At 46.0% G+C, this 25840-nt stretch carries 24 protein-coding genes; 5 read left to right on the top strand and 19 right to left on the bottom strand.

Features of this window, described 5'->3' with window-relative positions; translation table 11 throughout:
* The first annotated feature begins 65 nt into the window (after positions 1-65).
* Both bmr and bmrR read left to right on the top strand, forming a co-directional pair.
* The gene (gene bmr, locus SB658_RS03780) at positions 66-1235 is read left to right on the top strand and encodes a multidrug efflux MFS transporter Bmr (RefSeq protein ID WP_085186460.1); all 1170 of its coding nucleotides are present in this window, start codon (positions 66-68) and stop codon (positions 1233-1235) included.
* Positions 1236-1307: 72 nt separating this feature from the next.
* Positions 1308-2144, top strand: coding sequence for a multidrug efflux transcriptional regulator BmrR (gene bmrR, locus SB658_RS03775; protein WP_021479988.1), 837 nt, complete (start codon positions 1308-1310; stop codon positions 2142-2144).
* A gap of 54 nt (positions 2145-2198) precedes the next feature.
* Here bmrR and bfmBB read toward each other — a convergent pair whose 3' ends face one another.
* The 8 genes from bfmBB to SB658_RS03735 form a co-directional block, all read right to left on the bottom strand.
* Positions 2199-3473 (bottom strand): branched-chain alpha-keto dehydrogenase complex dihydrolipoyllysine-residue (2-methylpropanoyl)transferase, encoded by a 1275-nt coding sequence (bfmBB, locus tag SB658_RS03770; protein WP_038829752.1) that lies wholly within the window; start codon positions 3471-3473, stop codon positions 2199-2201.
* Positions 3474-3495: 22 nt separating this feature from the next.
* Entirely contained in the window at positions 3496-4479 is a 984-nt protein-coding gene (bfmBAB, locus tag SB658_RS03765) for a 3-methyl-2-oxobutanoate dehydrogenase subunit beta (protein ID WP_004398638.1), read from the bottom strand.
* 13 nt (positions 4480-4492) lie between these two features.
* Positions 4493-5485 carry a 3-methyl-2-oxobutanoate dehydrogenase subunit alpha gene (bfmBAA, locus tag SB658_RS03760; RefSeq protein ID WP_097080583.1) on the bottom strand — a complete coding sequence of 331 codons (993 nt, stop codon included), beginning with the start codon at positions 5483-5485 and terminating at the stop codon, positions 4493-4495.
* A gap of 21 nt (positions 5486-5506) precedes the next feature.
* Entirely contained in the window at positions 5507-6931 is a 1425-nt protein-coding gene (gene lpdA / locus SB658_RS03755) for a dihydrolipoyl dehydrogenase (protein ID WP_014477284.1), read from the bottom strand.
* A 20-nt stretch (positions 6932-6951) separates the two neighbouring features.
* Positions 6952-8043 carry a butyrate kinase gene (gene buk / locus SB658_RS03750; protein WP_003230311.1) on the bottom strand — a complete coding sequence of 364 codons (1092 nt, stop codon included), beginning with the start codon at positions 8041-8043 and terminating at the stop codon, positions 6952-6954.
* 18 nt (positions 8044-8061) lie between these two features.
* Complete coding sequence (gene bcd, locus SB658_RS03745; protein ID WP_003230309.1) at positions 8062-9156, bottom strand: branched-chain amino acid dehydrogenase; 1095 nt, start codon at positions 9154-9156, stop codon at positions 8062-8064.
* 11 nt (positions 9157-9167) lie between these two features.
* Positions 9168-10067 (bottom strand): phosphate butyryltransferase, encoded by a 900-nt coding sequence (gene yqiS / locus SB658_RS03740; protein WP_004398694.1) that lies wholly within the window; start codon positions 10065-10067, stop codon positions 9168-9170.
* A gap of 124 nt (positions 10068-10191) precedes the next feature.
* On the bottom strand, positions 10192-12270 hold the full coding sequence (locus tag SB658_RS03735; RefSeq protein ID WP_004398669.1) for a sigma-54 interaction domain-containing protein: 2079 nt from the start codon (positions 12268-12270) through the stop codon (positions 10192-10194).
* Between the two features lie 152 nt (positions 12271-12422).
* On the opposite strand from SB658_RS03735, the gene SB658_RS03730 reads away from it, so the two are divergent.
* Positions 12423-12659: a DUF2627 domain-containing protein gene (locus SB658_RS03730; protein ID WP_003230304.1), complete on the top strand. Its 237-nt coding sequence runs from the start codon at positions 12423-12425 to the stop codon at positions 12657-12659.
* 41 nt (positions 12660-12700) lie between these two features.
* On the opposite strand, the gene prpB is transcribed toward SB658_RS03730, so the two are convergent.
* The 9 genes from prpB to SB658_RS03685 form a co-directional block, all read right to left on the bottom strand.
* A complete protein-coding gene (prpB, locus tag SB658_RS03725) occupies positions 12701-13606 on the bottom strand; it encodes a methylisocitrate lyase (protein WP_004398772.1) in 906 nt (301 codons plus the stop codon).
* 17 nt (positions 13607-13623) lie between these two features.
* Positions 13624-15042, bottom strand: a complete 1419-nt coding sequence (locus tag SB658_RS03720; protein ID WP_144500719.1) for a bifunctional 2-methylcitrate dehydratase/aconitate hydratase — start codon at positions 15040-15042, stop codon at positions 13624-13626.
* A 14-nt stretch (positions 15043-15056) separates the two neighbouring features.
* Positions 15057-16175: a citrate synthase gene (gene mmgD, locus SB658_RS03715; protein ID WP_046160570.1), complete on the bottom strand. Its 1119-nt coding sequence runs from the start codon at positions 16173-16175 to the stop codon at positions 15057-15059.
* A 33-nt stretch (positions 16176-16208) separates the two neighbouring features.
* Positions 16209-17348, bottom strand: coding sequence for an acyl-CoA dehydrogenase (locus tag SB658_RS03710; protein WP_085186474.1), 1140 nt, complete (start codon positions 17346-17348; stop codon positions 16209-16211).
* A gap of 27 nt (positions 17349-17375) precedes the next feature.
* The gene (locus tag SB658_RS03705) at positions 17376-18239 is read right to left on the bottom strand and encodes a 3-hydroxybutyryl-CoA dehydrogenase (RefSeq protein WP_021480000.1); all 864 of its coding nucleotides are present in this window, start codon (positions 18237-18239) and stop codon (positions 17376-17378) included.
* 24 nt (positions 18240-18263) lie between these two features.
* Positions 18264-19445: an acetyl-CoA C-acetyltransferase gene (locus tag SB658_RS03700; RefSeq protein ID WP_085186478.1), complete on the bottom strand. Its 1182-nt coding sequence runs from the start codon at positions 19443-19445 to the stop codon at positions 18264-18266.
* Between the two features lie 126 nt (positions 19446-19571).
* Entirely contained in the window at positions 19572-20303 is a 732-nt protein-coding gene (locus tag SB658_RS03695; protein ID WP_069703866.1) for a glycerophosphodiester phosphodiesterase, read from the bottom strand.
* A 78-nt stretch (positions 20304-20381) separates the two neighbouring features.
* Positions 20382-21002, bottom strand: coding sequence for an N-acetylmuramoyl-L-alanine amidase family protein (locus SB658_RS03690; RefSeq protein ID WP_080477816.1), 621 nt, complete (start codon positions 21000-21002; stop codon positions 20382-20384).
* Between the two features lie 14 nt (positions 21003-21016).
* Positions 21017-21310, bottom strand: a complete 294-nt coding sequence (locus SB658_RS03685) for a lipoprotein (RefSeq protein WP_003230284.1) — start codon at positions 21308-21310, stop codon at positions 21017-21019.
* Positions 21311-21617: 307 nt separating this feature from the next.
* Between SB658_RS03685 and SB658_RS03680 the strand changes: the two genes are divergently transcribed.
* Positions 21618-21770 carry a hypothetical protein gene (locus tag SB658_RS03680; RefSeq protein ID WP_014480226.1) on the top strand — a complete coding sequence of 51 codons (153 nt, stop codon included), beginning with the start codon at positions 21618-21620 and terminating at the stop codon, positions 21768-21770.
* 72 nt (positions 21771-21842) lie between these two features.
* The gene (locus SB658_RS03675; RefSeq protein ID WP_017696437.1) at positions 21843-22961 is read left to right on the top strand and encodes an NADH-dependent flavin oxidoreductase; all 1119 of its coding nucleotides are present in this window, start codon (positions 21843-21845) and stop codon (positions 22959-22961) included.
* A 463-nt stretch (positions 22962-23424) separates the two neighbouring features.
* Here the strand turns inward: SB658_RS03675 and spo0A are convergent, their stop codons facing one another.
* Positions 23425-24228, bottom strand: a complete 804-nt coding sequence (gene spo0A, locus SB658_RS03670; protein ID WP_003226427.1) for a sporulation transcription factor Spo0A — start codon at positions 24226-24228, stop codon at positions 23425-23427.
* Positions 24229-24503: 275 nt separating this feature from the next.
* Positions 24504-25784 (bottom strand): SpoIVB peptidase, encoded by a 1281-nt coding sequence (gene spoIVB, locus SB658_RS03665; RefSeq protein WP_021480004.1) that lies wholly within the window; start codon positions 25782-25784, stop codon positions 24504-24506.
* Positions 25785-25840: the final 56 nt, after the last annotated feature.

Genomic DNA, 25840 nt, shown 5'->3' with positions numbered 1-25840 from the left:
TTGACTCTCCCCTAGGAGGAGGTCTTACAGTATAAGGGATACACACTTGAAAAAGGGGAAGTCATATGGAGAAGAAAAATATTACCTTAACGATATTATTAACCAATTTATTTATTGCTTTTTTGGGGATCGGGCTTGTGATTCCAGTAACGCCGACCATTATGAATGAATTGCATTTATCGGGGAGCGCGGTCGGCTATATGGTTGCCTGCTTCGCTATTACACAGCTCATTGTCTCACCAATAGCCGGACGATGGGTTGATCGCTTCGGGCGCAAGATCATGATCGTGATCGGCCTGTTGTTCTTTAGTGTGTCGGAGTTTTTATTCGGCATTGGAAAAACAGTTGAGATGTTATTTATCTCCCGTATGCTGGGCGGTATCAGCGCAGCCTTCATTATGCCCGGGGTCACGGCTTTTATTGCAGATATCACGACCATTAAAACGAGGCCAAAAGCGCTCGGTTATATGTCAGCCGCTATTTCAACAGGATTTATTATCGGCCCCGGCATCGGGGGATTTTTAGCAGAAGTCCATTCCCGGCTGCCTTTTTTCTTTGCGGCAGCTTTTGCACTGTTAGCAGCCATTTTATCAATCCTCACGCTGCGCGAGCCGGAACGAAACCCTGAAAATCAGGAAATAAAAGGACAGAAGACAGGCTTTAAACGGATTTTTGCCCCCATGTATTTCATAGCTTTTCTCATTATCTTAATTTCGTCTTTTGGTTTAGCATCATTTGAATCTTTATTTGCATTATTCGTGGATCATAAATTCGGATTTACGGCCAGCGACATTGCCATTATGATTACAGGAGGAGCGATTGTTGGCGCCATTACGCAAGTCGTCTTATTCGACCGCTTCACAAGATGGTTTGGCGAAATCCATTTAATTCGGTACAGCTTAATTCTCTCGACGAGTCTGGTATTCTTGCTGACAACAGTCCATTCATATGTTGCGATTCTGCTGGTTACGGTCACCGTATTTGTCGGATTTGATCTCATGCGGCCTGCGGTAACGACTTACCTGTCAAAGATTGCGGGAAATGAACAGGGGTTTGCCGGCGGTATGAATTCAATGTTTACAAGTATCGGCAATGTATTCGGGCCTATTATCGGCGGAATGCTGTTCGATATTGATGTAAACTATCCTTTCTACTTTGCAACGGTCACCTTAGCCATAGGGATTGCACTGACCATTGCTTGGAAAGCGCCTGCACATCTTAAAGCCAGCACGTGATAAGAAGCGCATTCTTTGTGTACTGCAAAGAATGCGCTTCTTCTTTATACTGATGATAGAAGGAGTGATGGCATGAAGGAATCGTATTACTCAATTGGGGAAGTTTCAAAACTGGCAAACGTGTCGATTAAAGCGCTCCGTTATTACGATAAAATTGATTTATTTAAACCAGCCTACGTCGACCCGGATACCAGCTACCGCTATTATACAGATGCTCAGCTCATTCATCTGGATTTGATCAAATCATTGAAATATATCGGCACACCTTTGGAAGAAATGAAAAAAGCACAGGACTTAGAGATGGGAGAACTGTTTGCTTTTTATACCGAGCAGGAGAGGCAAATCAGGGAGAAATTAGACTTTTTATCAGCACTGGAGCAAACCATTTCATTGGTGAAAAAGCGGATGAAACGGCAGATGGAATATCCCGCGCTCGGTGAGGTGTTTGTTTTAGATGAAGAAGAAATACGGATCATTCAGACAGAGGCAGAAGGAATCGGGCCTGAAAACGTGCTCAATGCCTCCTACAGCAAATTAAAAAAATTTATCGAGTCAGCAGATGGATTTACGAACAATAGCTACGGCGCTACTTTCTCTTTTCAGCCCTACACCAGCATTGATGAAATGACTTACCGTCATATTTTCACGCCTGTATTGACGAATAAACAGATTTCATCAATTACGCCGGATATGGAAATCACAACGATCCCTAAAGGGAGGTATGCGTGTATCGCGTATAATTTTTCGCCTGAACATTATTTTCTCAACTTACAGAAGCTTATCAAGTATATCGCAGACCGCCAATTAACAGTTGTCAGTGATGTTTACGAGTTAATCATACCGATTCATTACTCCCCGAAAAAACAAGAAGAATATCGTGTCGAAATGAAAATACGAATCGCTGAATAATAGAAAAAGAGCATTTTTTGAAACAAAACTTCAAAAAATGCTCTTTTTTCTTATTTAGTAAACAGATGTCTTCTCGTCAATCGATTCTAAAATTTGTTTCACTCGTCCGAGGAATCGTCCGCACACGAGACCGTCAAGCACTCTGTGATCTAAGGACAGACACAGATTAACCATGTCTCTGACAGCAATCATGCCATTGTCCATGACAACCGGGCGTTTGACGATGGATTCTACTTGAAGAATCGCAGCCTGAGGGTAGTTGATAATGCCCATTGACTGAACAGAGCCGAACGAACCTGTGTTGTTGACGGTAAACGTGCCTCCCTGCATGTCATCTGCAGTGAGTTTTCCGTCTCTTACTTTTTTGGCAAGACCGGTAATTTCTTTCGCAATGCCTTTAATTGTTTTTTCATCAGCGTTTTTAATCACCGGAACAAATAAAGAATCCTCTGTGGCAACTGCAATTGAAATATTGATATCCTTTTTCTGAATAATTTTGTCGCCCGCCCACATGCTATTCATTTGCGGGAATTCTTTTAACGCCTGAGCGACCGCTTTTACAAAAAAGGCGAAGAACGTTAAATTAAAGCCTTCTGTCTTCTTAAAGGAATCTTTTATACTGTTGCGATATGCAACCATATTTGTGACGTCGACTTCCATCATCGTCCAAGCATGCGGAATTTCTGTTTTGCTGCGCTTCATATTGGAAGCAATTGCTTTTCTTACACCTGTGACAGGAATTTCTTTATCACCGGCTGCAGACGCAGGATATGATGTCTCTTCTTTTGGCTCAGGTTTTGATGCAGACTTCGGTGCAGGAGCTGCTGTTTTCGGCTCCTCAGCCTTCTGTTCTTGCGCGCCGCCTGTTTCAATTAAGCGCTGAATATCTTTTCGGGTGATGCGCCCGCCGGCACCTGTTCCTGTTACTTGTTCTAGATCAATGCCGTGCTCTCCGGCCAAACGGAGTACAGCTGGCGAGTAGCGCTTTTTATTGGGCTGATCAGCGGCTTCGGCACTTTTTGCAGCAGGCGTCTCAGCGGCTTTTGATGCAGCTGGCTGTTCTTGTTTTTGTTCAGCCGGATTCGCGCCTTCTGTTTCAATTTTGCAAATCACTTCTCCGACTTGCAGGGTTTGGCCTTCTTCTCCCACAAGCTCTGTTATTGTACCAGTAAAAGAAGACGGAACCTCTGCATTTACCTTATCTGTCATGACTTCCGCGATCGGATCGTATTTGTTCACTTTATCACCGGGGGCGACAAGCCATTTGCTGATCGTCCCCTCTGTTACGCTTTCTCCAAGCTGCGGCATCGTCATTTGTTCAATTGCCATGATTGTATCCTCCCTTACGTCTTTAAAACTCCGCTAATTCTCTCATCGCCGCTTCCACTTTATCAGGGTTGACCATAAAGTATTTTTCCATTGTCGGCGCATAAGGCATAGCCGGAATATCAGGACCTGCAAGCCGTTTGATCGGCGCGTCTAAGTCGAACAGACAATGCTCGGATATAATTGCGGCTACTTCGCTCATGATGCTGCCTTCTTTTGTATCTTCTGTGACCAAAAGAACCTTTCCAGTTTTGGACGCAGCTTCGATGATGGCTTCTTTATCAAGCGGGTAAACTGTTCTTAAATCCACCACATGCGCTGAAATGCCATCTTTTTCGAGACGTTCTGCAGCTTGTAAGGCGAAGTGGACACACAGACCGTATGTGATCACTGTGATGTCGTCGCCTTCCCGTTTTACGTCAGCCTTGCCAATTGGCAGGACATAATCATCAGCCGGAACCTCTCCCTTTATCAGACGGTATGCCCGCTTGTGCTCAAAAAACAGCACTGGGTCTTCATCACGAACTGCGGCTTTTAAGAGCCCTTTCGCGTCATATGGTGTTGACGGCATGACAATTTTCAGTCCGGGCTGGTTGGCGAAAATTGCTTCGACTGATTGAGAATGATACAGGGCCCCGTGCACGCCTCCGCCGTATGGCGCTCTGACGACAATCGGACAGCTCCAGTCATTGTTGCTGCGGTAGCGGATTTTAGCCGCTTCAGAAATAATTTGGTTGACTGCCGGCATAATGAAATCAGCAAACTGCATTTCAGCAATCGGTCTCATTCCGTACATTGCCGCTCCGATACCGACTCCTGCGATCGCAGATTCAGCAAGCGGCGTATCCATAACGCGCTCTTCCCCAAATTGTTCATAGAGTCCGGCTGTCGCTTTAAACACACCGCCTTTTCTTCCTACATCTTCCCCAAGGACGAAAACGCGAGAATCTCGTTCCATTTCTTCTTTCATCGCCAAATTGATTGCATCAATATATGACATTACTGACATTTGTTCTTCCTCCCTACTTCGCATACACATAATCAAGCGCTGACTCAGGAGCTGCATATGGGGCGTTCTCCGCTTCATCCGTCGCTTCATTTACGATTGCCATAATTTCATCCAGCATGGTTTGTTCTATCTCATGGGACAGCAGGCCTGTTTCCTTTAAGTAAGCTTGATAAGTAAGCAGGGGATCACTTTTTTTCGCTTCCTCTACTTCTTCACGGCCTCTGTAGCTGCTGTCATCGTCATCACTGGAATGTGGTGTAAGGCGGTAAGAAATCGTTTCAATTAATGTCGGGCCTTCTCCTCTGCGTGCCCTTTCGCGTGCTTCTTTGACCGCTTGATAAACTTCCAGCGGATCATTTCCATTCACAGTTACGCCAGGCATCCCATAGCCTACGGCACGGTCGGAAATGTTCTCACATGCGACTTGCTTATCGTAAGGCACTGAGATTGCGTATTTGTTGTTTTCACACATGAAAATAACCGGCAGCTTATGGACAGCGGCAAAGTTTGCCCCTTCGTGGAAATCGCCTTGGTTTGAAGACCCTTCCCCAAATGTAACAAAGGCTGCGATATCCTTTTTCTCCATACGTCCCGCAAGCGCAATACCGACTGCGTGCGGCACTTGCGTTGTAACCGGAGATGATCCCGTCACAATGCGGTTTTTCTTTTGTCCGAAATGTCCCGGCATCTGGCGGCCTCCTGAGTTCGGATCTGCTGCTTTTGCAAACCCGGACATCATTAAGTCCTTTGCTGTCATGCCAAACGCGAGCACGACACCCATGTCTCTGTAGTACGGCAATACATAATCCATTTCACGGTCAAGTGCGAAAGCCGCTCCTACCTGTGCTGCTTCCTGTCCTTGACAAGAGATTACAAATGGAATTTTGCCAGAACGGTTTAACAGCCACATTCTTTCATCGATTTTTCTTGCTAACAGCATGGTTCTATACATATCAACGGCTTCCTGATCAGTCAGCCCTAGTGCTTGATGTCGGTTTGTACTCATTCAAGCCCCTCCTTTATGCTTTTAAAAATGAATGGCTTTGCCATCTACGGCAAGCGCTGCTTCTCCAATTGCTTCAGAAAGCGTTGGATGCGGGTGAATCGTTTGCCCGACCTCCCACGGCGTTGCGTCCAGCACTTTGGCAAGACCGGCTTCAGAAATCATGTCGGTGACATGCGGGCCGATCATATGAACGCCGAGAATATCATCTGTATCTCGGTCCGCCACGATTTTGACAAAACCGTCGCTTTCACCGTATACAAGCGCTTTTCCAATCGCCATAAACGGGAACTTGCCGATTTTGACATTATGCCCGTTCGCCTTTGCTTCGTCTTCGGTTAAGCCGACACTGGCAGCTTCAGGGCTTGAGTAAATGCACTTCGGCACAAGCGTCGGATCAAGCGGATGCGGATTGAGACCTGCAAAATGCTCAACAGCAATAATTCCCTCATGTGAAGCAACGTGAGCTAACTGCAGGCCACCGATTACGTCTCCGATTGCATAAATATGAGACTCCTTCGTTTGGCAGCTTTCATTGACTGAAATCATGCCATTTTCAGTAACAATATCGGTGTTCTCTAGGCCAATGCCTTCGATATTTGCCTGTCTGCCGATGGAAACAAGCATTTTCTCAGCAGAGTAGGTAACGGTTTCTCCGTCTTTTTCCGCTTGTATGCTGATATCATCTGATGTTTTTGTCATTGTGTCAGGCAGCACTTTTGCCCCTGTTATGAACTGGATGCCTTTTTTCTTAAGAAGACTTTCCATTTCTTTTGAAATCTCTAGATCTTCAGTCGGCAATATGCGATCCGCGTATTCAATAACCGTTACCTTCACACCAAAATCATGAAGCATAGACGCCCATTCGATACCGATAACCCCTCCGCCGACAATGATGATTGATTGTGGCAGCTCCTCCATTTGGAGCGCCTCATCTGAAGTCAGTACAGACTTACCGTCCGCTTCAAGACCCGGAAGCATTCTCGGTCTTGATCCTGTTGCAATGATCACTTGTTTCGGGATCAGCATGTCATTTTCTTCGCCATTTCCCCGCTCAACAGAAATTGTTCCCGGCAGCGGAGAGAAGATTGACGGTCCAAGGATACGTCCATATCCGGTGTACACGTCAATTTTTCCTTTTTTCATTAAATGATTTACACCCGCTGCAAGCTTATCAACAACGGCTTGCTTACGCTGCTGCACTTTTTCAAAGTTGAGGGACACGCCAGCCGTTTCCACCCCGAATTGATCGGCTTCACGAGCTGTCCGGTATACCTCTGCGCTTCTAAGCAGCGCTTTACTCGGGATACAGCCTTTATGCAGACATGTTCCTCCGAGTTTTTCCTTTTCCACAACGGCTGTTTTTAAGCCGAGCTGAGCGGCTCTGATGGCCGCAACATAACCGCCGGTACCGCCGCCCAGAATGACTACGTCATACTCAGTTGCCATGGTGACTCACTCCTGTCTGTCTATTCAATACGATATTGTTTGGATTGCTCTTCGCCCTGCAATACTCTGAGCGCCCCTTGGGCAAGAGACTGCAGTTCATTTTCACCCGGATAGACTAAAACGTCTGAAATCCAATCTATGTATGATCTGATAGCAGAAACAAAGCTTTTGCCGTACGCAAGGCCTCCCGTCAGCACAATCGCTTCAACTTCGCCTTTTAACGCCGCGCTGGCTGCCCCGATTTCCTTTGCTACCTGATATGCCATGGCATCATAAATGAAGCGGGCTTTTTCATCGCCCCCTTGAATCATCTGTTCTACTTTTACTGCATCATTTGTACCGAGATAGCCTAAAAGTCCGCCGGTGCCAACAAGCTTTTTCATGATTTCTTCTTTTGTATATTCCCCTGAAAAACATAGATCAACAAGATCTCCCGCAGGCACTGTTCCTGCTCGTTCAGGACTGAATGGTCCCTCGCCGTGCAGGCCGTTATTGACATCTACCACTCGCCCGCGGTCATGGACGCCAATTGTAATACCTCCGCCCATATGGGTAATAATCATTTTCATGTTCTCATATCGTTTGCCAAGAGAGGCTGCCGCTTTACGAGCGACAGCTTTTTGGTTTAACGCATGGAAAATGCTTTTCCGTTCAATTTCAGGCATGCCTGAAACTTTCGCAAGCACTGACATTTCGTCTACGACAACAGGGTCGACGATATACGAAGGGATATTCAGGCCATCAGCGATTTCCCGCGCGATAATGCCGCCGAGATTAGAAGCATGCTGACCGGCGTAGCCGCTTTTCAAATCCTCAATCATCTCATCATTCACTACGTAGGTCCCGCCTTCAATTGGCCGGAGAAGGCCGCCTCTTGCGCAGACTGCATCAAACTTTGAAATATTGATTCCCTGTTCATGAAGCGTTTCGAGAATATGGTTTTTACGAAATTCATACTGATCAATAATTCGGTCAAATCGCTGCAGCTCTTCTATGTTGTGTCTCAATGTTTTTTCAAAAATGCTTCTTTCGTTATGAAAAACACCGATTTTCGTTGAAGTTGAGCCTGGATTAATTGTGAGAATGCGTTTTTCGTCATGTAGCACTTTCATAACCTCCAGATCAATTTCTTAACGTCTGCTTAATACACTGTGGCCGTTTTGCAAAAACTGGCTTCTTGAGCGGCGCATGCGTTCAATCCGTTCCTCTGCCAAGCGGTCAGCCGCTAAATATGCAGGAATGCCGTCACGCTGAGAAATCTCAAGTACACGCTCGATATTGCCGTAAATGCCTTCAACTTTTTTCAATGCACGTTCTGCATTATAGCCGTAAAGCTCATCTGCCACGTTGATGACACCGCCCGCGTTAATCACGTAATCCGGTGCATAAACGATGCCCATTTCGTGAATTTGATCACCATGGCGTGTCTCTTTTAATTGGTTGTTAGCCGCACCTGCGATCACTTTCGCCTTCAGCTGTTTAATGGTGTCGTCGTTAATAGTCGCACCAAGGGCACACGGCGCATAAATATCGCAGTCTTGTGAATAAATGTCATCAGGATCTACCGCACGGGCGCCAAAATCTTCAACTGCACGCTGTACAGATTGTTTGTTGATATCCGTAACGATTAAGTTTGCTCCTTCTTCATGCAGGTGGCGGCAAAGGTTATAGGCTACGTTCCCAACACCCTGTACAGCAATGGTTTTTCCTTCAAGAGAGTCGGTTCCGAAAGCAGCTTTAGCTGCTGCCTTCATTCCTCTGTACACCCCGTACGCTGTGACTGGGGACGGATTTCCAGAAGAGCCGAAAGCAGGAGAAATCCCTGTGACATAGTCTGTCTCATCATGAATGATATCCATATCCTCGACCGTTGTGCCCACATCTTCAGCCGTGATGTATCTGCCATTCAGTCCTTGAATATAGCGGCCAAACGCGCGGAACATTTCCTCATTTTTGTCTTTGCGCGGATCGCCGATAATGACTGTTTTTCCGCCGCCAAGGTTTAAGCCTGCCGCCGCGTTCTTATAGGTCATGCCTCTTGCCAATCTGAGCGCATCTTCAATTGCCGCTTCTTCATTTTCATATGTCCACATTCTCGTTCCGCCAAGCGCCGGACCAAGCGTTGTATCATGAATGGCGATAATCGCTTTTAATCCAGATTGTTCATCCTGGCAGAATACCAATTGTTCGTAATCGTATTTCTCCATATATTTAAAAAGTTCCATGTTCGTTCCTCCTAATGTGTGTATTCTTCAGATGCGCATATTGCCAGCGCAATGGAATACAGTTTATTTTCAGCAGAGTCCGCTCTGCTTGTTAAAGCAATCGGTGCTTTTGCTCCTGTAATGACAGCCGCCACGCTGGCCTTGGCAAAATAAATCAGTGATTTATATAAAATATTGCCGGCCTCAATTGTTGGGACGAGAAGGATATCTGCGTTGCCCGCTACGTCTCCCGAAATTTTTTTCTGGGCCGCGGCAATTTGTGAAACTGCGTTATCCAAAGCAAGCGGTCCATCAACAATGCAGCCTTTGATCTGGCCCCTTTTGTACATTTGAGCTAGAGCAGCTGCATTCACGGTCGCTTCCATTTTAGGGTTCACCGTTTCGACCGCTGCAAGGGCAGCTGCTTTTGGCATATTGTTCCCCACTGCATGGGCCACATGAACGGCATTTTGCAAAATCTGCCGGAGCTCTTCCAGCGAAGGAGCAATATTCATTGCCGAATCTGTCACAAACATCAGCCGGTCAAAATCCGGTATATCGAAGACAGCCACGTGAGAAAGGACACTTGCTGACCGAAGCCCCTCCTGTCTGTTCAATACCGCTTTAAGCAAAACAGAAGTCGGCACATTGCCTTTCATTAAAACGTCCGCTGTTTTATGATGCACAGCACGAACCGCTAATTTCGCCGATTCCTCAGGAGTATTGGCATGGACGATTTCCACTTGATGCCCTTGCATGGATGATGTCAGCTCGTTCAGTTTTTTGCTGTCGCCCGTTAACAAGAAACGGGCGGATAGGTGCTCGGCTGCCAGCTTTACAGCCCGGATCACTTCCTCATCCTCAGCATGAGCAACCGCAATGGTCTTATTTTTGTGTATCGACGCTTTGCCGATTAAATCTTTCAGCTTCATCTGTTACCACCTTTCTTGTTTCGACTCCGCCTTTTATTATGCAAGTTCCATGCCAGCTCTTAAGGGTGCTGTCATACCAGGTATACCGAAACATTCGTGCAGATGTTTGCGTTTATTCTGCAAATTATTGCATGCCTTCATTTGCAAGGCCATATTTATCCATTTTGTAATATAAATTCCGAATGCTGACACCGAGAGCTTTTGCTGTTTTTGTCCGGTTAAAATGATGCTTTTCAAGCGTTTGCTGGATCAAATGCGCTTCAAATTTTTCTACTGCGACAGACAGCTTTTCGCCTTCAATATCCGGAAAATCAAAACCTGTTCCCTGATCTGTGTCATTTTCTTTTTGCTCAAGTTCGAATACAGGCAAGTGATCTTTTTCAATCCATTCCATATGCGGATTCAGAAAAATCATGGCTCGTCCAAGGACATTTTCAAGCTCCCGGACATTCCCAGGCCAATGGTAGGCAGATAAGGCGCGCAAGGCTTGCTGTGAGAGCCCTTTTACATTCCTGCCGTAATCCCGGTTGATCTTTTGGATAAGTCTGACGCTCAATGCTTCAATGTCCTCCAACCGCTGCCGCAAAGGCGGGATGGAGATCGGATAGCGATTGATCCGGTAATACAGGTCTTCCCGGAATGTTCCGTCCGCCATCGCCTTTTCAATATTTACATTTGTCGCCGCGATCACTCTGACGTTGACAGGGATCGCTTTCGTGCCGCCCACTCTGACGATTTCCTTTTCTTGAAGGACGCGTAGCAATTTGGCCTGCATATTTTGTGTCAGCTCACCGATTTCATCTAAGAAAATACTGCCGTTATTTGCTTCCTCAAATAAACCCTTTTTACCGCCGCGCTTCGCTCCTGAAAACGCACCATCCTCATAGCCGAACAATTCTGATTCGAGCAGGTTTTCAGAAAGGGCTGCACAATTCACGCGAATAAATTTATTGTATTTCCGGTCACTTTCGTTATGGATGGCATGGGCGAACAGTTCTTTTCCTGTTCCTGATTCCCCGCGCAGCAAGATGGTTGCCGGTGTTTTCGCACCGAGCTTCGCCTGCTCAAGCGCAACCAGCATTTGCTCGCTTTTGCCGATAATGTCGTCAAACGTGTATTTCGCTTCAAGCGTGCGAATAATTTGTCTGGCGCGATTAAGCTCCGCTGTCAGCATTTTAATTTCGGAAACATCGTGAATCACGCCGACGCTGCCTTTCAAAATCCCGTCCACAATCACCGGTGCTACATTAACGATCACTTCTTTTTCATTCGGGCCGACCTTCATTCTGACACCGCGGACAGGACGTCTTGTTTCAAGCACCTTTAAATGCATGCTTTCGCCTTCGGAAATATCAGTGTTTGCAGGCTTGCCGATGACTTCTTTTTCAGAAAGCCCCGTCATTTTCGTATACGCTTTATTGATTAGCAGGCCGATGCCGTTTTCATCAACGACAGAAATCGCCTCATCGGAGGATTGAATAATTGCCTCCAGCATCGTACGGACCTGCTTTAAGTTGGTCACTTCCTCTGCCAGCTCGACCGCATCAGTGATATCTTTAAACACACAAAGAGCCCCGAGCAGACGTCCGCCTTCATCAATAATCGGCAGTCTTGTGGTCACAATTTGCAAATGATCGCCTAACAGCTGCTTCTGGTTGTATTCAGGCACTCTTGTTTTTAAAATCCGCGGCATCTTAGTGCTCGGAATCACTTCTTTTATTGGGCGCCCAATGACTTCCTCACGTTTTTTTCCGACCATTTTTTCGGCCATATGGTTAAAGAGAATGATTTCTTCATTGATATCAATAAAAATCATTCCATCATGGGTGGAATTAAAAATTCTGTCATATTTATAGGTTTGCTCTTTTAGCATTTGAATCAGGTGCTGCTTTTCTTCCATCAGCTGAAAAACGATGTATGCCATTTTTCCCGGCATGACAATGGTATCTTCATGCTTTCTTTGAAGGAGCTCGTCAAACACGGCTTGATCGCCGGTAGTATGAATGACGATATCCGGTTTTTGTTGTATGTAAGGTTTCCAATCAGATGATACGGCAATCCCATACTGTTCTGCTTCTTTCAATCCCGGCGCCTCGGGGTCTTTGTCAACTACGGCAATGATATCTATGATGGCTGTTTTAATCAGAATATGTAATAACGCCGTTCCCCTTTTGCCGGCACCTACTATCAGTACCTTTTGCATCCCGATACCCCTTTGTATGAAAAAATTTGCACACCTATTTATTCCGTTGCAATAATTTGCACAACCCTATGTTACCACGTTTTCTTCTCTTGACAAAATATTTTTTCCGCTGGACAATAAAGGAAATGAAAAGATAAAGGGGTTTTCTGAAGATGAGCCGACTTCTTGCGCTTTTAATATTAGTCATCCCCGGGGCTATTTCTGCTTTAGGCATTAAACTGATGAGAGATACACTTTTCGGCCATACAATCAAGCCATTTTCAGCTCTTTGGCTCCAAGGGTTGTCAGGATTCATCTTTTTTGCGATCGGCCTCTATGTGCTGGCCGGGTTCATTTTATACAGAGACAGAAAACGCAATCAAGTCAGCCCGCGATTCAGAAAACGATAGCTGAAAAAAAGCCGGAGAATGCTCCGGCTTTTTTTGTTGCATTATTCGTCAGGCAAAACGGTCTTGGCAATCGTTTTGTCTAACGCTTCATAGTCATAATAAGAAATCGTATCGTACAGTTCTTTTCGTGTCTGCATATCATGAAGTCCTTCTTTTTGTGAGCCGTGCTCCTTCATCAAACCAAACATCCGCTCACAAGCTTTTGCCGCCGCTCGAAGCGAGGTGACAGGATATATCACCATGTGAAACCCCATATCTTCGAATTCATCGGCACGATAATATGGCGTTTTCCCAAATTCAGTCATATTCGCAAGGAGCGGAACGGGGATACGCTCAGCAAACTGGCGGAATTCATTCTCCGCCTGTAGCGCTTCCGGGAAAATTGCGTCCGCTCCCGCCTCAATGTAAGCCTCTGAACGTTTTATTGCGGCATCAAGCCCTTCCTGCGCCCTGGCATCAGTACGGGCAACAACAATAAGGGAGGGTGCCGCTTGTTTAATGGCTTTTATTTTTTGCGCCATTTCCTTTATCGGAACTAGCTGTTTGCCATTTAAATGTCCGCATTTTTTTGGGAGCTGCTGGTCTTCCATTTGAACGGCTGCTACCCTGGCTTCAAGCATCTCCCGGGCTGTTCGGGCGGCATTTAAGACACCGCCAAATCCCGTATCGATATCCACAAGCAAAGGCAGATCAGCTGCACGCACAAGATCTTTGGCCCGTTCAGCTATCTCTGCCGATGTGATGATCCCTAAATCAGGCAGCCCCCTGCTGGCTGTATAGGCAGCACCGGACAAATAAATAGCAGAAAAACCGGCTTCTTTCGCAAGCAAAGCGGCCATCCCGTCATGGGCGCCGGGAATTTGAAGAATGTCCGGTGCTGACATCAGCTTGCGGAAACGCCCGGCAAGCTCCTCTTGTGACGATTGCTTATTGACGATCCACGACATGAAACAAAATCCCCCTTTTACATGCAGAACATGTCTACGAATTCATTTACGCGCATCGTTTGTAATGTCTCATAGCTGGTACAGCGCTCATAAATGTGTTTGTGCTGTTTATCAGGAAAATGGGTTTTGAGATTGTCAGAAAACTTTTCCAGCAGTTTCGGCACTGCTTCCTCTCTTCGAAAACGATGGCCGAGGGGAAACTCACATTCCACCATTTCCGTGCTCGTTCCATCTTTAAAATGAACCTGAACGGCATTTGAGATGGAGCGTTTATCAGGCTTCAAATAATCCTCGGTATATGTTTTATTTTCAGTCACTTCCATTTTATCACGAAGTTTATCTATTCTCGGATCATTCGCTGTTTCAGCTTCATAATGCTGTGCGGTGATATCACCAAAAAGCAAACCGATTGCTGTAATGTATTGGAGACAGTGATCACGGTCTGCCGGATTGTGGAGCGGGCCTTTTTTATCAATGATACGGATAGCGGATTCATGCGTTCTGATGACAACTCGGTCTATCTCGTCAATCCGGTTCTTTACCTGCGGGTGAAGAATGACGGCGCACTCCGCCGCTGTCTGGGCGTGAAATTCCGCAGGATAAGACACTTTAAATAACACATTTTCCATGACAAAAGCGTCAAGCGGACGGGCAAGCTTGATCTCTTTCTTATTGAATAAAACGTCTTGGAACCCCCAACCAGGTGCACTCAGGGCTGTCGGATAACCCATTTCCCCTTTTAACGACATCAGCGCCAAATGAACACCTCTGCTCGTTGCATCTCCTGCCGCCCATGATTTACGCGAGCCTGTATTCGGTGAATGGCGGTATGTCCTCAATGCTGCATTGTCAATCCATGCATTCGAAAGCGCATTTTTGATTTCTTCTCTTCCGCCGCCCAAAAGCTTTGCCGCAACAGCGGTTGTCGCAACTTTGACAAACAGCACATGGTCAAGGCCAACTCGATTTAAGCTGTTTTCTAACGCCAGCACACCTTGAATCTCGTGTGCTTTGATCATCATCTCAAGTACGTCGCGTACTGTTAACGGCTCTTTTCCTTCAGACAGCCTCACTCTTGATACATAATCAGCAGCGGCAAGGATTCCTCCCAAGTTATCGGATGGATGCCCCCACTCCGCCGCCAGCCACGTATCGTTGTAATCGAGCCAGCGAATCATGCAGCCGATATTAAACGCTGCCCTCACAGGATCGAGAACATATGACGTTCCCGGCACTTTGCTTCCATTCGGCACAGTCGTTCCTGGAACAATCGGGCCAAGCAGCTTTGTGCATTCCGGATACCGTAGCGCCAAGATCCCGCAGCCCAGGGTATCCAGCAATACATGCCCCGCTGTTGTATACGCTTCGGCACTAGTAATCTCTTTTTCAAGCACATAGTCTGTGATTTCTACGATTACACGATCCGTTTTCGGCATTCTACCAGCTCCTTTCATGATTTTGTTTGATATCGCGGACCCATGTAACTGACACGGGGACGGAAGAGCCGATTATTGGCATGCTGTTCAATCACATGGGCGCATAAACCGGACGTTCTCGCGCTGAAAAAGACCGGCGTATATAAAGGAATCGGTATGCCGAGCATCCAATACACCGGGGCAGCATAGTAATCCAAATTCGGGTAAAGCCCTTTTTCCTTCTCCATCAGCCGCTCACCCGCTTCGCACATCTCATATAAACGATGGTCACCGGCTTTATCGCATAATTGCTGCAGCGCCTCTTTCATCATGAGTGCTCTTGGGTCCATTTTTTTCATATACACCCGGTGGCCGAAGCCCATGATTTTTTCTTTTCTTTTCAGTTTTGTTTGCAGAAGCTGCTCAAAATCAGATGTCGTTTTTGCCTCCAAAAGCAAATACATCACAGCTTCGTTTGCTCCTCCGTGAAGATTCCCTTTCAGGGAAGCGACAGCCCCAGTCAAAGCCCCATAAAGATCTGAATGTGTAGATGCAATGACCCTGGCCGCAAAGGTTGAATTCGGCATCTCATGCTCACTGTACAGGACGAGCGACCGGTCAAAAATCTGTTCTTCCAATGAAGACGGCAATTTCCCTGTCATCATGTAGAGAAAATTCGCACTGTAGGATAAGGTATGAAGCGGAAGAATCGGTTCTTTCTTATTAATGATCCTGTAGCTGGCAGCAGTGAGGGCAGGCATTTTCCCAAGAAGCTGATAGGCGCGTTCTTTGTTTGCGGAAGGAGACCGATCATCAATTTGCCGATCATAGCCAGCAAGTGCCGACAGGCCGGTACGCAGACTATCCATTGGATGAGTGTCCTCAGGGAGCAGCTCAAGCAGACGGAGATGATCAGCAGGCAGGCTTGCGGCACTGTTTATTTTACGTTCCAGCGTCTCCATTTCACTTTCTTCTGGCAGCCTGCCCTCCAGCAATAAATGGACAAGCTCCAGATAGCTTTTTGTTTCAGAAAGTTCTATTAAATCATAGCCTCTTATCAAAATCTGGCTGGACTGCGTGTCAAGATAAGAAATATGAGTTTCTGCCGCAATCACACCGTCCAACCCTGGAGAATATTGCTGTTTCTCCTCCATATCCTCAACCTCCGTTTATGCGTTTTTTGTCTATCAGGTTCCGCCAAGCAAATACTTAGAAATAATCAGTCTTTGAATCTCGTTCGTCCCTTCATAGATTTGCGTCACCTTTGCATCGCGAAGCAAGCGCTCAACCGGATAATCCTTCATATAGCCATATCCTCCATAAATTTGAACGGCGTCTAACGCTGCCTTCACGGCTGCATCGGAAGCAAATTGTTTAGCCATAGACGCTTCTTTTCCACAATTTAGACCGCGGTTATGAAGGTCTGCGGCGTGGTAGACAAGATGTCTTGCCGCCTCTGCCCTAGTCGCCATGTCAGCCAGCTTAAATGATATGCCTTGATTGGCTGCGATCGGCCTTCCAAATTGCACTCGCTGCTTCGCATAATTAACGGCATGATCAAGAGCCGCCTCTGCAATTCCGAGGGCCTGTGCCGCAATGCCGATCCGGCCGACATTTAAATTCGCCATGGCAATGTGAAAGCCATCCCCCTCTTTGCCAAGCAAATTGGCTTCAGGCACTTCTGCATTATCAAAAATCAGTTCCGTAGTATTGGAGCCATAAAGCCCCAGCTTTCTTTCTTTTTTTCCAACGGTAAAACCGGGTGTGTTTTTTTCAACAATAAAAGCCGAAATCCCGTGCCTGCCTTGATCTGGAGCTGTTAAAGCAAATGTGATATAGATATCAGCTGCTCCGCCATTCGTTATGAATATTTTCGATCCGTTTAATAGATATTTGCCGTTCTTTTTGATTGCTGTTGTGCGGAGGCTCCCGGCATCCGACCCCGAGTGAGGCTCCGTTAGTGCAAATGCGCCCAAATGGTCTCCTGACGCGAGCTTTGGTATATATTTCATCTTTTGTTCTTCGTTGCCGAAATACAGAATCGGATTCGTGCCGACTGAGGTATGAACGGAGAGTATCACGCCGACAGCCGCACTGATTCTAGAAATCTCATGAATCGCCAAAATATAAGAAACAACGTCCGCCCCGGCACCGCCGTATTGTTCCGGCACCGGTATTCCCATCAGTCCGTGTTCACCCATTTTTTTGATCAGCTGAAAGGGAAATTCGTCCGTTTTCTCCATGATTTCCGCAGCGGGAGCAATTTCTTTTCGTGCAAAATCACGCACCATTTTTCGCATCATGACTTGCTCTTGGGTTACATGCAACTCGGCCACCCCCGGATGGAATAGACTTTAGGAAGTCCTCTCCTCATAGTCATAAAAACCGCGTCCGCTCTTTTTGCCAAGCCAGCCTGCTTTGACATACTTGCGGAGCAGCGGGCAAGGACGGTATTTGGAATCGCCAAGGCCTGAGTGAAGGACTTCCATAATTGATAAACACGTATCCAGTCCGATAAAATCCGCTAATGCAAGCGGACCCATCGGATGATTCATGCCCAGCTTCATCACTTCGTCTATTGCCTCCGGCTTCGCCACTCCCTCATACACGCAATAGATGGCTTCATTAATCATTGGAAGAAGCACACGGTTGGAAACAAACCCAGGAAAATCATTGACTTCTACCGCTGTTTTCCCCATCTTTTCCGCTAATGCCATAACATCTAAGGCCGTTTCTTCTGATGTAGCCAAGCCGCGAATCACTTCAACCAGCTTCATTACAGGGACGGGATTCATAAAATGCATGCCAATAACCCGTTGAGGCCGGTTTGTTACAGCAGCGATTTCTGTAATAGGCAAGGAAGATGTATTGCTGGCCAAAATCGTATGAGACGGGCACATGCGATCAAGTGTTTTAAACATCTCAGTTTTTGCCGCCATGTTTTCTGCGATAGCCTCAATCACAATGTCCGCATGCTCTGCCTCCTCAAGCGTTTGAGAAATCGAAATGCGGCTGATTACGCTCTTCACTTCCGTCTCGGTCCTTTTTCCTTTCTCAGCATCACGGGCCAGCTGTTTCTTCAGCCGTTTCAATCCTGCCTCCGCGGCCTCTGGATTCACATCATACATCCGCACATAAAAGCCCGCGTCGGCAGCTGTTTGAGCAATTCCGCTTCCCATCTGACCTGCGCCAGCTACCATGATTTGTTTGATTTCCATTCAAATCCCCTTTTTCATCATGTTTTAATGAACCTGCACTAAGACGGCGTCTCCCTGTGCTGCCCCGCTACAAATAGCGGCAACGCCCAGACCCCCTCCCCGTCGCTTTAATTCATAAACAAGCGTCATGAGAATTCTCGCACCGCTCGCGCCGATCGGGTGGCCGAGCGCGATCGCACCGCCATTTACATTTACTTTTTCAAGATCGAAACCTACGATTTTTTCACATGTCAAAACAACTGAAGCAAAAGCTTCATTTACTTCAAACAAGTCAATATCTTGGACAGTTAAACCGTTCTTTTTCAGAAGCTTGTTAATGGCAAATCCCGGTGCTGCCGCCAGCTCGTGCGCTGGCATTCCCGTAGTTGAAAAACCAAGAATTGTAGCCAGAGGCCGTTTGCCAAGCTCAGCAGCTTTTTCCTCAGACATCAGCACGAACGCGCCGGCTCCGTCATTGACTCCAGGAGCATTGCCGGCTGTGATAGAACCGTCACTTGCATAAATAGGAGAAAGTTTCGCGAGCTGATCCAGACTTGTGTCACGGCGAATCGCTTCATCTTTATCAACAACGTTTGGTTTTCCTTTTCGACCGATCCAATTGACGGGAACAATTTCATCCTGAAACTTCCCTTCATCGGCAGCCTTAGCTGCCCTTGCATGACTTCTCAACGCCCATTCGTCCTGCTCTCTTCGTGAGATTGCATATTCCATGGCAGCTGTATTTCCGTGAACAGCCATGTGCACCTCGTCAAATGCGCACGTTAATCCGTCATACACCATTAAGTCCCTAAGCTCGCCGTCCCCCATCCGTGCTCCCCAGCGCCCGGCGGGAACGGCATACGGAATATTGCTCATGCTTTCCATTCCCCCCGCAACAAGTATGTTCGCATCCTGCGCCCGAATCATTTGATCACATAAAGTGACAGCACGAAGGCCGGAAGCACAGACTTTATTCAGTGTTTCTGACGGCACACTCCAAGGCATTCCCGCCAGACGGGCAGCTTGACGGGAAGGTATCTGCCCTGAGCCGGCCTGGACAACCATGCCCATGACGTTTCCTTCTACATCATCTCCAGAGACTCCAGCCCGTTGCAGCGCCTCCTTCATCACAATGCTCCCAAGCTCAGCAGCTTTCACCTCTTTCAAAACTCCGCCGAATTTGCCAAATGGAGTTCTTGCAGCACTTACAATGACTGTTTTCCTCATGGTTTCACCTCATTCAGAAGATAGACAGCGCTTACAATTTCTAGTTGTCTTCTATGAATGTATGCTTTGAAAAGGGCATGAATGAATGAAAAAAGAAGGCTGCATCAAACAGCCTCCTTCTAACAACTATTCATTTTTCAGCAATGCCGAAGCCTTTTCTGGAAAGTCGGTAAACATGCCGTCTGCTCCCGCTTCAATGAGACACTTCATATCTTCCGGACGATTGACTGTATACGGCCTTACCTTAATCGAACTGTTCCTCATTTTCTTCAGCACTTCATCTGTGACCCCTGGGCTGTTTAACTTCGGGTGATAGCCGGAAGCCGGAATAGACGCGATATATCGATCTGCCTGATAAAGCACATCTGAAGTTAATACTGCCCGTTCGATATGCGGTGCAAGCCGGGCGCATAGCGCCAAGCTGTCATGATTAAACGTGGATAGGATGACTCTCTCCTCTACATTGAATCGCTTCACTGCCTCCAGCACTTTTTCTTCCATTCCCTCATAGCGGATCACGCTGTTTTTTAATTCAATGTTGATGAGAAAATCCTTTTTTACCGCCCACGAGAGCACATCTTCTAGCAGCGGCACTTTTATATCGCTGTACGCTTGATCGTGACCAGCGGCCGCATTCGCAGTCTTTACCTCATCATAGGCTGTATCCTTCACGAATCCTTTAAGTGATGTCGTGCGATTAAGTCTTTCATCATGAATCACAACAATGCGTCCGTCTTTCGTCAGCTGTACATCAAGCTCTATCCCATCCGCTCCGGCTTCAATTCCTTTTTCAAATGCAAGCATTGTATTTTCGGGAAATTGACCTGAGGCCCCCCGGTGGGCAAAAATCTTTGTCATCGTTTCACCTCAAACCCTAAAGTTTTCTCCATTATACTTATTTTGTCGGCTCCACTCTAGGATTAAGGCTGTATCAATCTACTGATCATAATAAGAATCAATGCCGTTGACAATCGCATCTGCGGCCTTTTGCTGGTATTCTTCACTTCCCAGCTTGTCCGCATCAGAGCTGTTCGTGATAAACCCAAGCTCCGCCAACACACTTGGCATTTGTGAATATGTAATGACGTAAAAGTCTGATTCTTTCACGCCCCTGTCTCTCGTTTGTAAGGAAGAAACGAGCTCTGACTGAATATCGGATGCTAGACGCCGGCTGCTCTCCCCTTCATAATCAGATTGAAAATACGTTTCTGTTCCTGAAGCTGAAGTAACCCCTGAATTCACATGGATGCTGACAAAAAGGTCAGCCTGATTGGCACTTGCCTTAGCCACTCTTTCCTCCAAGGTCAGAAAATGATCGTCAGACCGGGATGCAACAGGATTGGCTCCCTCCTCTTTTAGTTTGTCTGTCACATGCTCTGAGACAGCCAAATTAATATCCTTTTCAAAGAGCCCGTTTCCGACCGCTCCACTGTCTTCACCGCCGTGTCCGGCATCAATATACACTGTTTTCCCTTCTATCGGCTCTGCTGCCTGTGCACAAGGCGCGAGCGTCAAAGCCAATCCGCACAGCGCCAAGCTCCTCCATAACATTCTCAACTTACTCCCTCCGGTCACGAGTTCTTTCGCAGCTGAATATCTTCCAGCTGTAAAGTTCCATTATCCTTCTTTGTATATTTCACCAGGACATGTGTCTGATCTGGCAGTGATTCACATTCATCACGTTTATCCTTCGGAACTTGTATCATGGTTTCTTCTCCATTAAGAGAAACCGCAATCGTATGAGGATCAGCCGAGCCAATGTATTTTCCCTCTTCGGTAAACCTTGGCACTGAGTCATCCGCACTTGCAACACTGCACCCCGAAAGAAAGAGCGCAGTAAACAGCAAAAGAACCGTTTGTTTCACATGACCACCTCTTCCTGATGTTTGGCTTTTATCTTTGACCAGAATGGCGAATTTGTAAAGACAACGCGAATGCAGGCGAGCAAGTTCCATGATTTTCAAAAGGGCTATACGACCCGATCATTTCCTGTTGTTAGAAAGATAACGAGCAGATTTGTCTATGAGGATGGCTCTAATTGAGGCGCCAATTAGAAAAAATTAGCGGAAAGAAGCAACTTTTTATTCATTTTAAAAAATTTGAGAATAGGGTGAGCAAATCGTTTGACGGGTGGGTCAGCCAAGCGTAACCTTTTAAAGGATATTTACTTTATTGAAAGAAGTTAAAGCCATGAAAAAATTCGTTCTGCTGCTGGCGGCAGCTGTCATCACATGTTCCATCGGCCACCAAATCAGCGGCGGCTACAAAGGCCCCGAAAAAGAGCGGCGAAAACATCACTCTGCACTCAAGATATTCAGTCGGTAAAGCAGATCAATTGCATTAATTTTTACATATAGGCTAGAATATGTGCGAATCCAAACGAAAGAAGATGATCAAATGAATCCTAAGTATAAGCCTCTGTTTGAACCATTTACGTTTAAAAGCGGCGTTACAATCGACAACCGGATCGCAGTAGCACCAATGACTCATTACGCTTCTAATGAAGACGGTACAATATCTGAAGCGGAGCTCGACTACATCATCCCCCGTTCAAAAGAGATGGGAATGGTGATTACAGCCTGCGCAAATGTTACACCGGACGGAAAAGCATTCCCCGGGCAGCCGGCCATCCATGACGATTCCAACATTCCAGGTTTAAAAAAGTTAGCACAAGCCATTCAGGCACAAGGCGCTAAAGCTGTTGTACAAATTCATCACGGCGGTATTGAGTGCCCGTCTGAGCTTGTTCCTCAACAGGATGTTGTGGGGCCAAGTGACGTGTTTGATAACGGCAAACAAATTGCTCGCGCATTAAAAGAAGAAGAAGTGGAAAACATTGTGAAGGCGTTTGGAGAAGCGACAAGACGCGCCATTGAAGCCGGCTTTGACGGTGTCGAAATTCACGGTGCAAACGGCTACTTAATTCAGCAGTTTTATTCTCCGAAAACCAACCAGCGCACGGATCGCTGGGGAGGAAGCGATGAAAAACGATTAGCCTTCCCGCTCGCTATTGTCGATGAAGTGAAAAAAGCCGCTTCAGAACATGCGAAGGGTGCGTTCTTAGTCGGCTACCGTCTGTCTCCGGAAGAACCTGAGACACCGGGATTGACAATGACTGAAACTTATACGCTTGTTGATGCTTTAGGGGATAAAGAATTGGATTATCTTCATATCTCACTGATGGACGTGAACTCAAAAGCGCGCCGCGGTGCAGATCCGACTCGCACACGCATGGACTTATTGAATGAACGTGTCGGAAACAAAGTGCCGCTGATCGCCGTCGGTTCCATCCATTCCGCTGATGACGCGCTTGCCGTCATCGAAAACGGTATTCCGCTAGTCGCTATGGGACGCGAAATTCTAGTTGACCCTGACTGGACGGTAAAAGTAAAAGAAGGCCGTGAAAAGCAAATCGAAACAGTGATCAAAGGCACAGATAAAGAAAAATATCATTTGCCTGAACCGCTATGGCAAGCAATTGTGAACACGCCAGGCTGGGTGCCTTATAAAGATTAATGTGCAAAGACTGCCGAATCGGTACGGCAGTCTTTTTCCCTTTATATAAATAGTTTGTGTACACATCTAAACAGCAAAAGAAAGAGCTCCCCACCAACTTCGAAAAGAAAATCCAGGAAAAACCCCTCACGCTTTCTTGCTTTTTTCTTTTTCATTCGTACGTCTCCTTTTTACATGAATACGTCTTACTTACGATTTTGCAGGAGAAAGGTTTCATTTTATAACGGACACATTTAGGGTCGATCATGCTTCGTGATCCTATAAGATGTATGAATGGACCAAGAGTGCAGGTAATACCGCCATTTGCTTTCCTTACTTTTCAAACCTATCCTTTACTATATGCGGATACTTAATATTTTTCTCCCATACTACAAATGTCCCCAAAACAAAACGCCTCCTATTTATCAGCGCAAACTAATAAATAAAAGACGTTTGATTTAATGACCACTTAATAAGCTCATGTTTAAGAAGCCTTATGCTCTAATCTCAGCTTATCCGCAACCATTGCAATGAATTCGCTGTTGGTAGGTTTAGCTTTTGTCATGCTGACGGTATAGCCGAACAGCGAGGAAATGGAATCAATGTTTCCTCTGCTCCATGCCACTTCAATTGCATGGCGGATCGCTCTTTCTACACGGCTTGCGGTTGTGTTGAATTTTTTGGCGATGTCCGGATAGAGGACTTTTGTAATGCTGCCTAGCAATTCGATGTCATTGTATACCATTGAGATTGCTTCGCGCAGATAGAGATAGCCTTTTATATGTGCCGGGACGCCGATTTCATGGATAATGCTTGTGATGCTCGCGTCGAGATTTTTCTTTTTTGGTTCAGGCTGGCTGCTGCGTATAATACTGCTTTGCGATGATGGCGCACGATGCGTCACACTGCTGGCATTTCCGCTGACCTGGCGGATATGACCGACAAGGTTTTCCATATCAAACGGTTTGAGAATAAAGTAGGACGCGCCTAAATCGACGGCCTTTTTGGTGACATCTTCCTGTCCAAAGGCTGTCAGCATAATGACATTCGGCTGTTTTTTCAGATCTGATTCCCTCAGCCTCTCTAAAACCGCAAGTCCGTCTAAATGCGGCATAATAATATCTAATACGAGCACATCGGGATCTTTTTCTTTAAACAGCGACAGGCATTCCTGTCCGTTATAAGCAACGCCGATCACTTCCATGTCTTCCTGTCCTTCTATATATTCACTTAACAGGCTTACCAGCTCTCGATTATCATCAGCAACACAAACTTTAATTTTCTCCACGTTTCTTCCTCCCCAAATGTAGTTAACAGGATTCACCCTTGCTACATGTTTACATTCGACAAAACCGCTATATACCCTCTAAAAAAATCATAATCACCAATATTAGTGGCATATCTTTGTTATTCTATGTTTTTCTCTGTTTTTCGACTAAAAATGAAATTTGACAAACAAGGAAACGTGAATTTGTCGAAAAATCTTCTTTTGTATATTTTACCGTATGTATTCTGAGAAGTGAAGAGGGATCAAAATAAAAAAACTGCCGGAAACTCCGGCAGTCAGCTTGCTTTTTCTTTTCCATAAATATCGATTCCTGCTTCTGACAGCATCCATTCAATATGAACACCGTAGCCGCTTGTCGGGTCATTTACAAATACATGGGTGACAGCACCGATCACTTTTCCATTTTGAATAATCGGGCTTCCGCTCATCCCCTGTACGATGCCTCCTGTTTCTTTCAACAGCCTTGGATCGGTAATTTTCAACACCATTCCTTTTGTCGCAGGGAATTTTTGCGGCGTTGTGCTGACGATTTCAATATCGAATTTTTCTACTTTGTCATCATCAATAACGGTTAAAATTTCAGCCGGCCCTTTTTTGACTTCGGTAGAAAACGCAACCGGCAATGCTTGATCTGATATGTTGTTTTGAATCGGCTGATGCAGTGTGCCGAAAATCCCAAACGGGCTGTTTCTGTTAATATCCCCGATCGTTTTGCGTTCTGAGGAAAATCGCGCCAGTTTTTCTCCCGGATTACCGCCTGTCCCTTTTTCAATTGATGTTACAGTGGATTTAACGATTTCTCCATTCTCCACTACAATTGGTTTCTTTGTGTCCATATCGGAAATCACGTGGCCAAGTGCTCCGTATTTTTTTGTTTTCGGTTCATAAAAGGTCATAGTGCCGATGCCGGCAGCAGAATCTCTGATATATAACCCGATTCTGTATTTGCCTTCTCCTTCATCCTTTTCTGGGATCAGCTTCGTTTTGATTTTCTGTTTATCACGTTTGATCAGTAAATCTAAAGATTCACCAGTTTTCCCAGCCTTTTGAATAAATGGGGCTACATCATTCATTTTTTCAATTTTCTGTCCATTCATCTCAATAATGATGTCGCCCGCTTCAATTCCGGCCGTTTCTCCCGGAGATTTTTTGCCTTCACTTGTATTGATTTGATGAAATCCGACGACAAGAACACCGACGGAATGAAGTTTTACACCGATTGATTGTCCGCCAGGTATAACCTTTAAATCAGGAAGAACATGCACTTTTGTTTTTTTAATTGGAAATCCGGCAAGATCGTATACCAATTCTGACTCACCTGATTTTTTGCCCGTCACCTTGATTTCATGCGGATCTTTCTTTACTGTAAACGCTTCTGAGGATTCTGATGGCTGAGCGTTTACCGATAAACTCGTTTCAATCGCTTGTGTTTGGGTTTCAAATACTCTCATTTGCGTTGGAATCAGTAAATATTCTTTTAGCGGTTTGCATAAACCTACACTTAATAACGAAACAAGGAGAATTAAACCTACTGCTTTTCTGATGTTATCGGGCATTCACTACTTCACTCTCCTCGCTCCTATCCCACACCTTCTTTATGACTTGCTGCTAC

The organism is Bacillus sp. SIMBA_008 (assembly GCF_046535495.1).
Taxonomy (GTDB): Bacteria; Bacillota; Bacilli; order Bacillales; family Bacillaceae; genus Bacillus; species Bacillus subtilis.
Note: the sequence above shows the minus strand (reverse complement) of the source record. Positions and strands in the feature narration are given on the sequence as shown.

Coding starts and splice junctions, on each gene's coding strand:
- bmr (WP_085186460.1), top strand. CDS start 66: ATGGAGAAGAAAAATATTACCTTAACGATATTATTAACCAATTTATTT.
- bmrR (WP_021479988.1), top strand. CDS start 1,308: ATGAAGGAATCGTATTACTCAATTGGGGAAGTTTCAAAACTGGCAAAC.
- bfmBB (WP_038829752.1), bottom strand. CDS start 3,473: ATGGCAATTGAACAAATGACGATGCCGCAGCTTGGAGAAAGCGTAACA.
- bfmBAB (WP_004398638.1), bottom strand. CDS start 4,479: ATGTCAGTAATGTCATATATTGATGCAATCAATTTGGCGATGAAAGAA.
- bfmBAA (WP_097080583.1), bottom strand. CDS start 5,485: ATGAGTACAAACCGACATCAAGCACTAGGGCTGACTGATCAGGAAGCC.
- lpdA (WP_014477284.1), bottom strand. CDS start 6,931: ATGGCAACTGAGTATGACGTAGTCATTCTGGGCGGCGGTACCGGCGGT.
- buk (WP_003230311.1), bottom strand. CDS start 8,043: ATGAAAGTGCTACATGACGAAAAACGCATTCTCACAATTAATCCAGGC.
- bcd (WP_003230309.1), bottom strand. CDS start 9,156: ATGGAACTTTTTAAATATATGGAGAAATACGATTACGAACAATTGGTA.
- yqiS (WP_004398694.1), bottom strand. CDS start 10,067: ATGAAGCTGAAAGATTTAATCGGCAAAGCGTCGATACACAAAAATAAG.
- SB658_RS03735 (WP_004398669.1), bottom strand. CDS start 12,270: ATGCAAAAGGTACTGATAGTAGGTGCCGGCAAAAGGGGAACGGCGTTA.
- SB658_RS03730 (WP_003230304.1), top strand. CDS start 12,423: ATGAGCCGACTTCTTGCGCTTTTAATATTAGTCATCCCCGGGGCTATT.
- prpB (WP_004398772.1), bottom strand. CDS start 13,606: ATGTCGTGGATCGTCAATAAGCAATCGTCACAAGAGGAGCTTGCCGGG.
- SB658_RS03720 (WP_144500719.1), bottom strand. CDS start 15,042: ATGCCGAAAACGGATCGTGTAATCGTAGAAATCACAGACTATGTGCTT.
- mmgD (WP_046160570.1), bottom strand. CDS start 16,175: ATGGAGGAGAAACAGCAATATTCTCCAGGGTTGGACGGTGTGATTGCG.
- SB658_RS03705 (WP_021480000.1), bottom strand. CDS start 18,239: ATGGAAATCAAACAAATCATGGTAGCTGGCGCAGGTCAGATGGGAAGC.
- SB658_RS03700 (WP_085186478.1), bottom strand. CDS start 19,445: ATGAGGAAAACAGTCATTGTAAGTGCTGCAAGAACTCCATTTGGCAAA.
- SB658_RS03695 (WP_069703866.1), bottom strand. CDS start 20,303: ATGACAAAGATTTTTGCCCACCGGGGGGCCTCAGGTCAATTTCCCGAA.
- SB658_RS03675 (WP_017696437.1), top strand. CDS start 21,843: ATGAATCCTAAGTATAAGCCTCTGTTTGAACCATTTACGTTTAAAAGC.
- spoIVB (WP_021480004.1), bottom strand. CDS start 25,784: ATGCCCGATAACATCAGAAAAGCAGTAGGTTTAATTCTCCTTGTTTCG.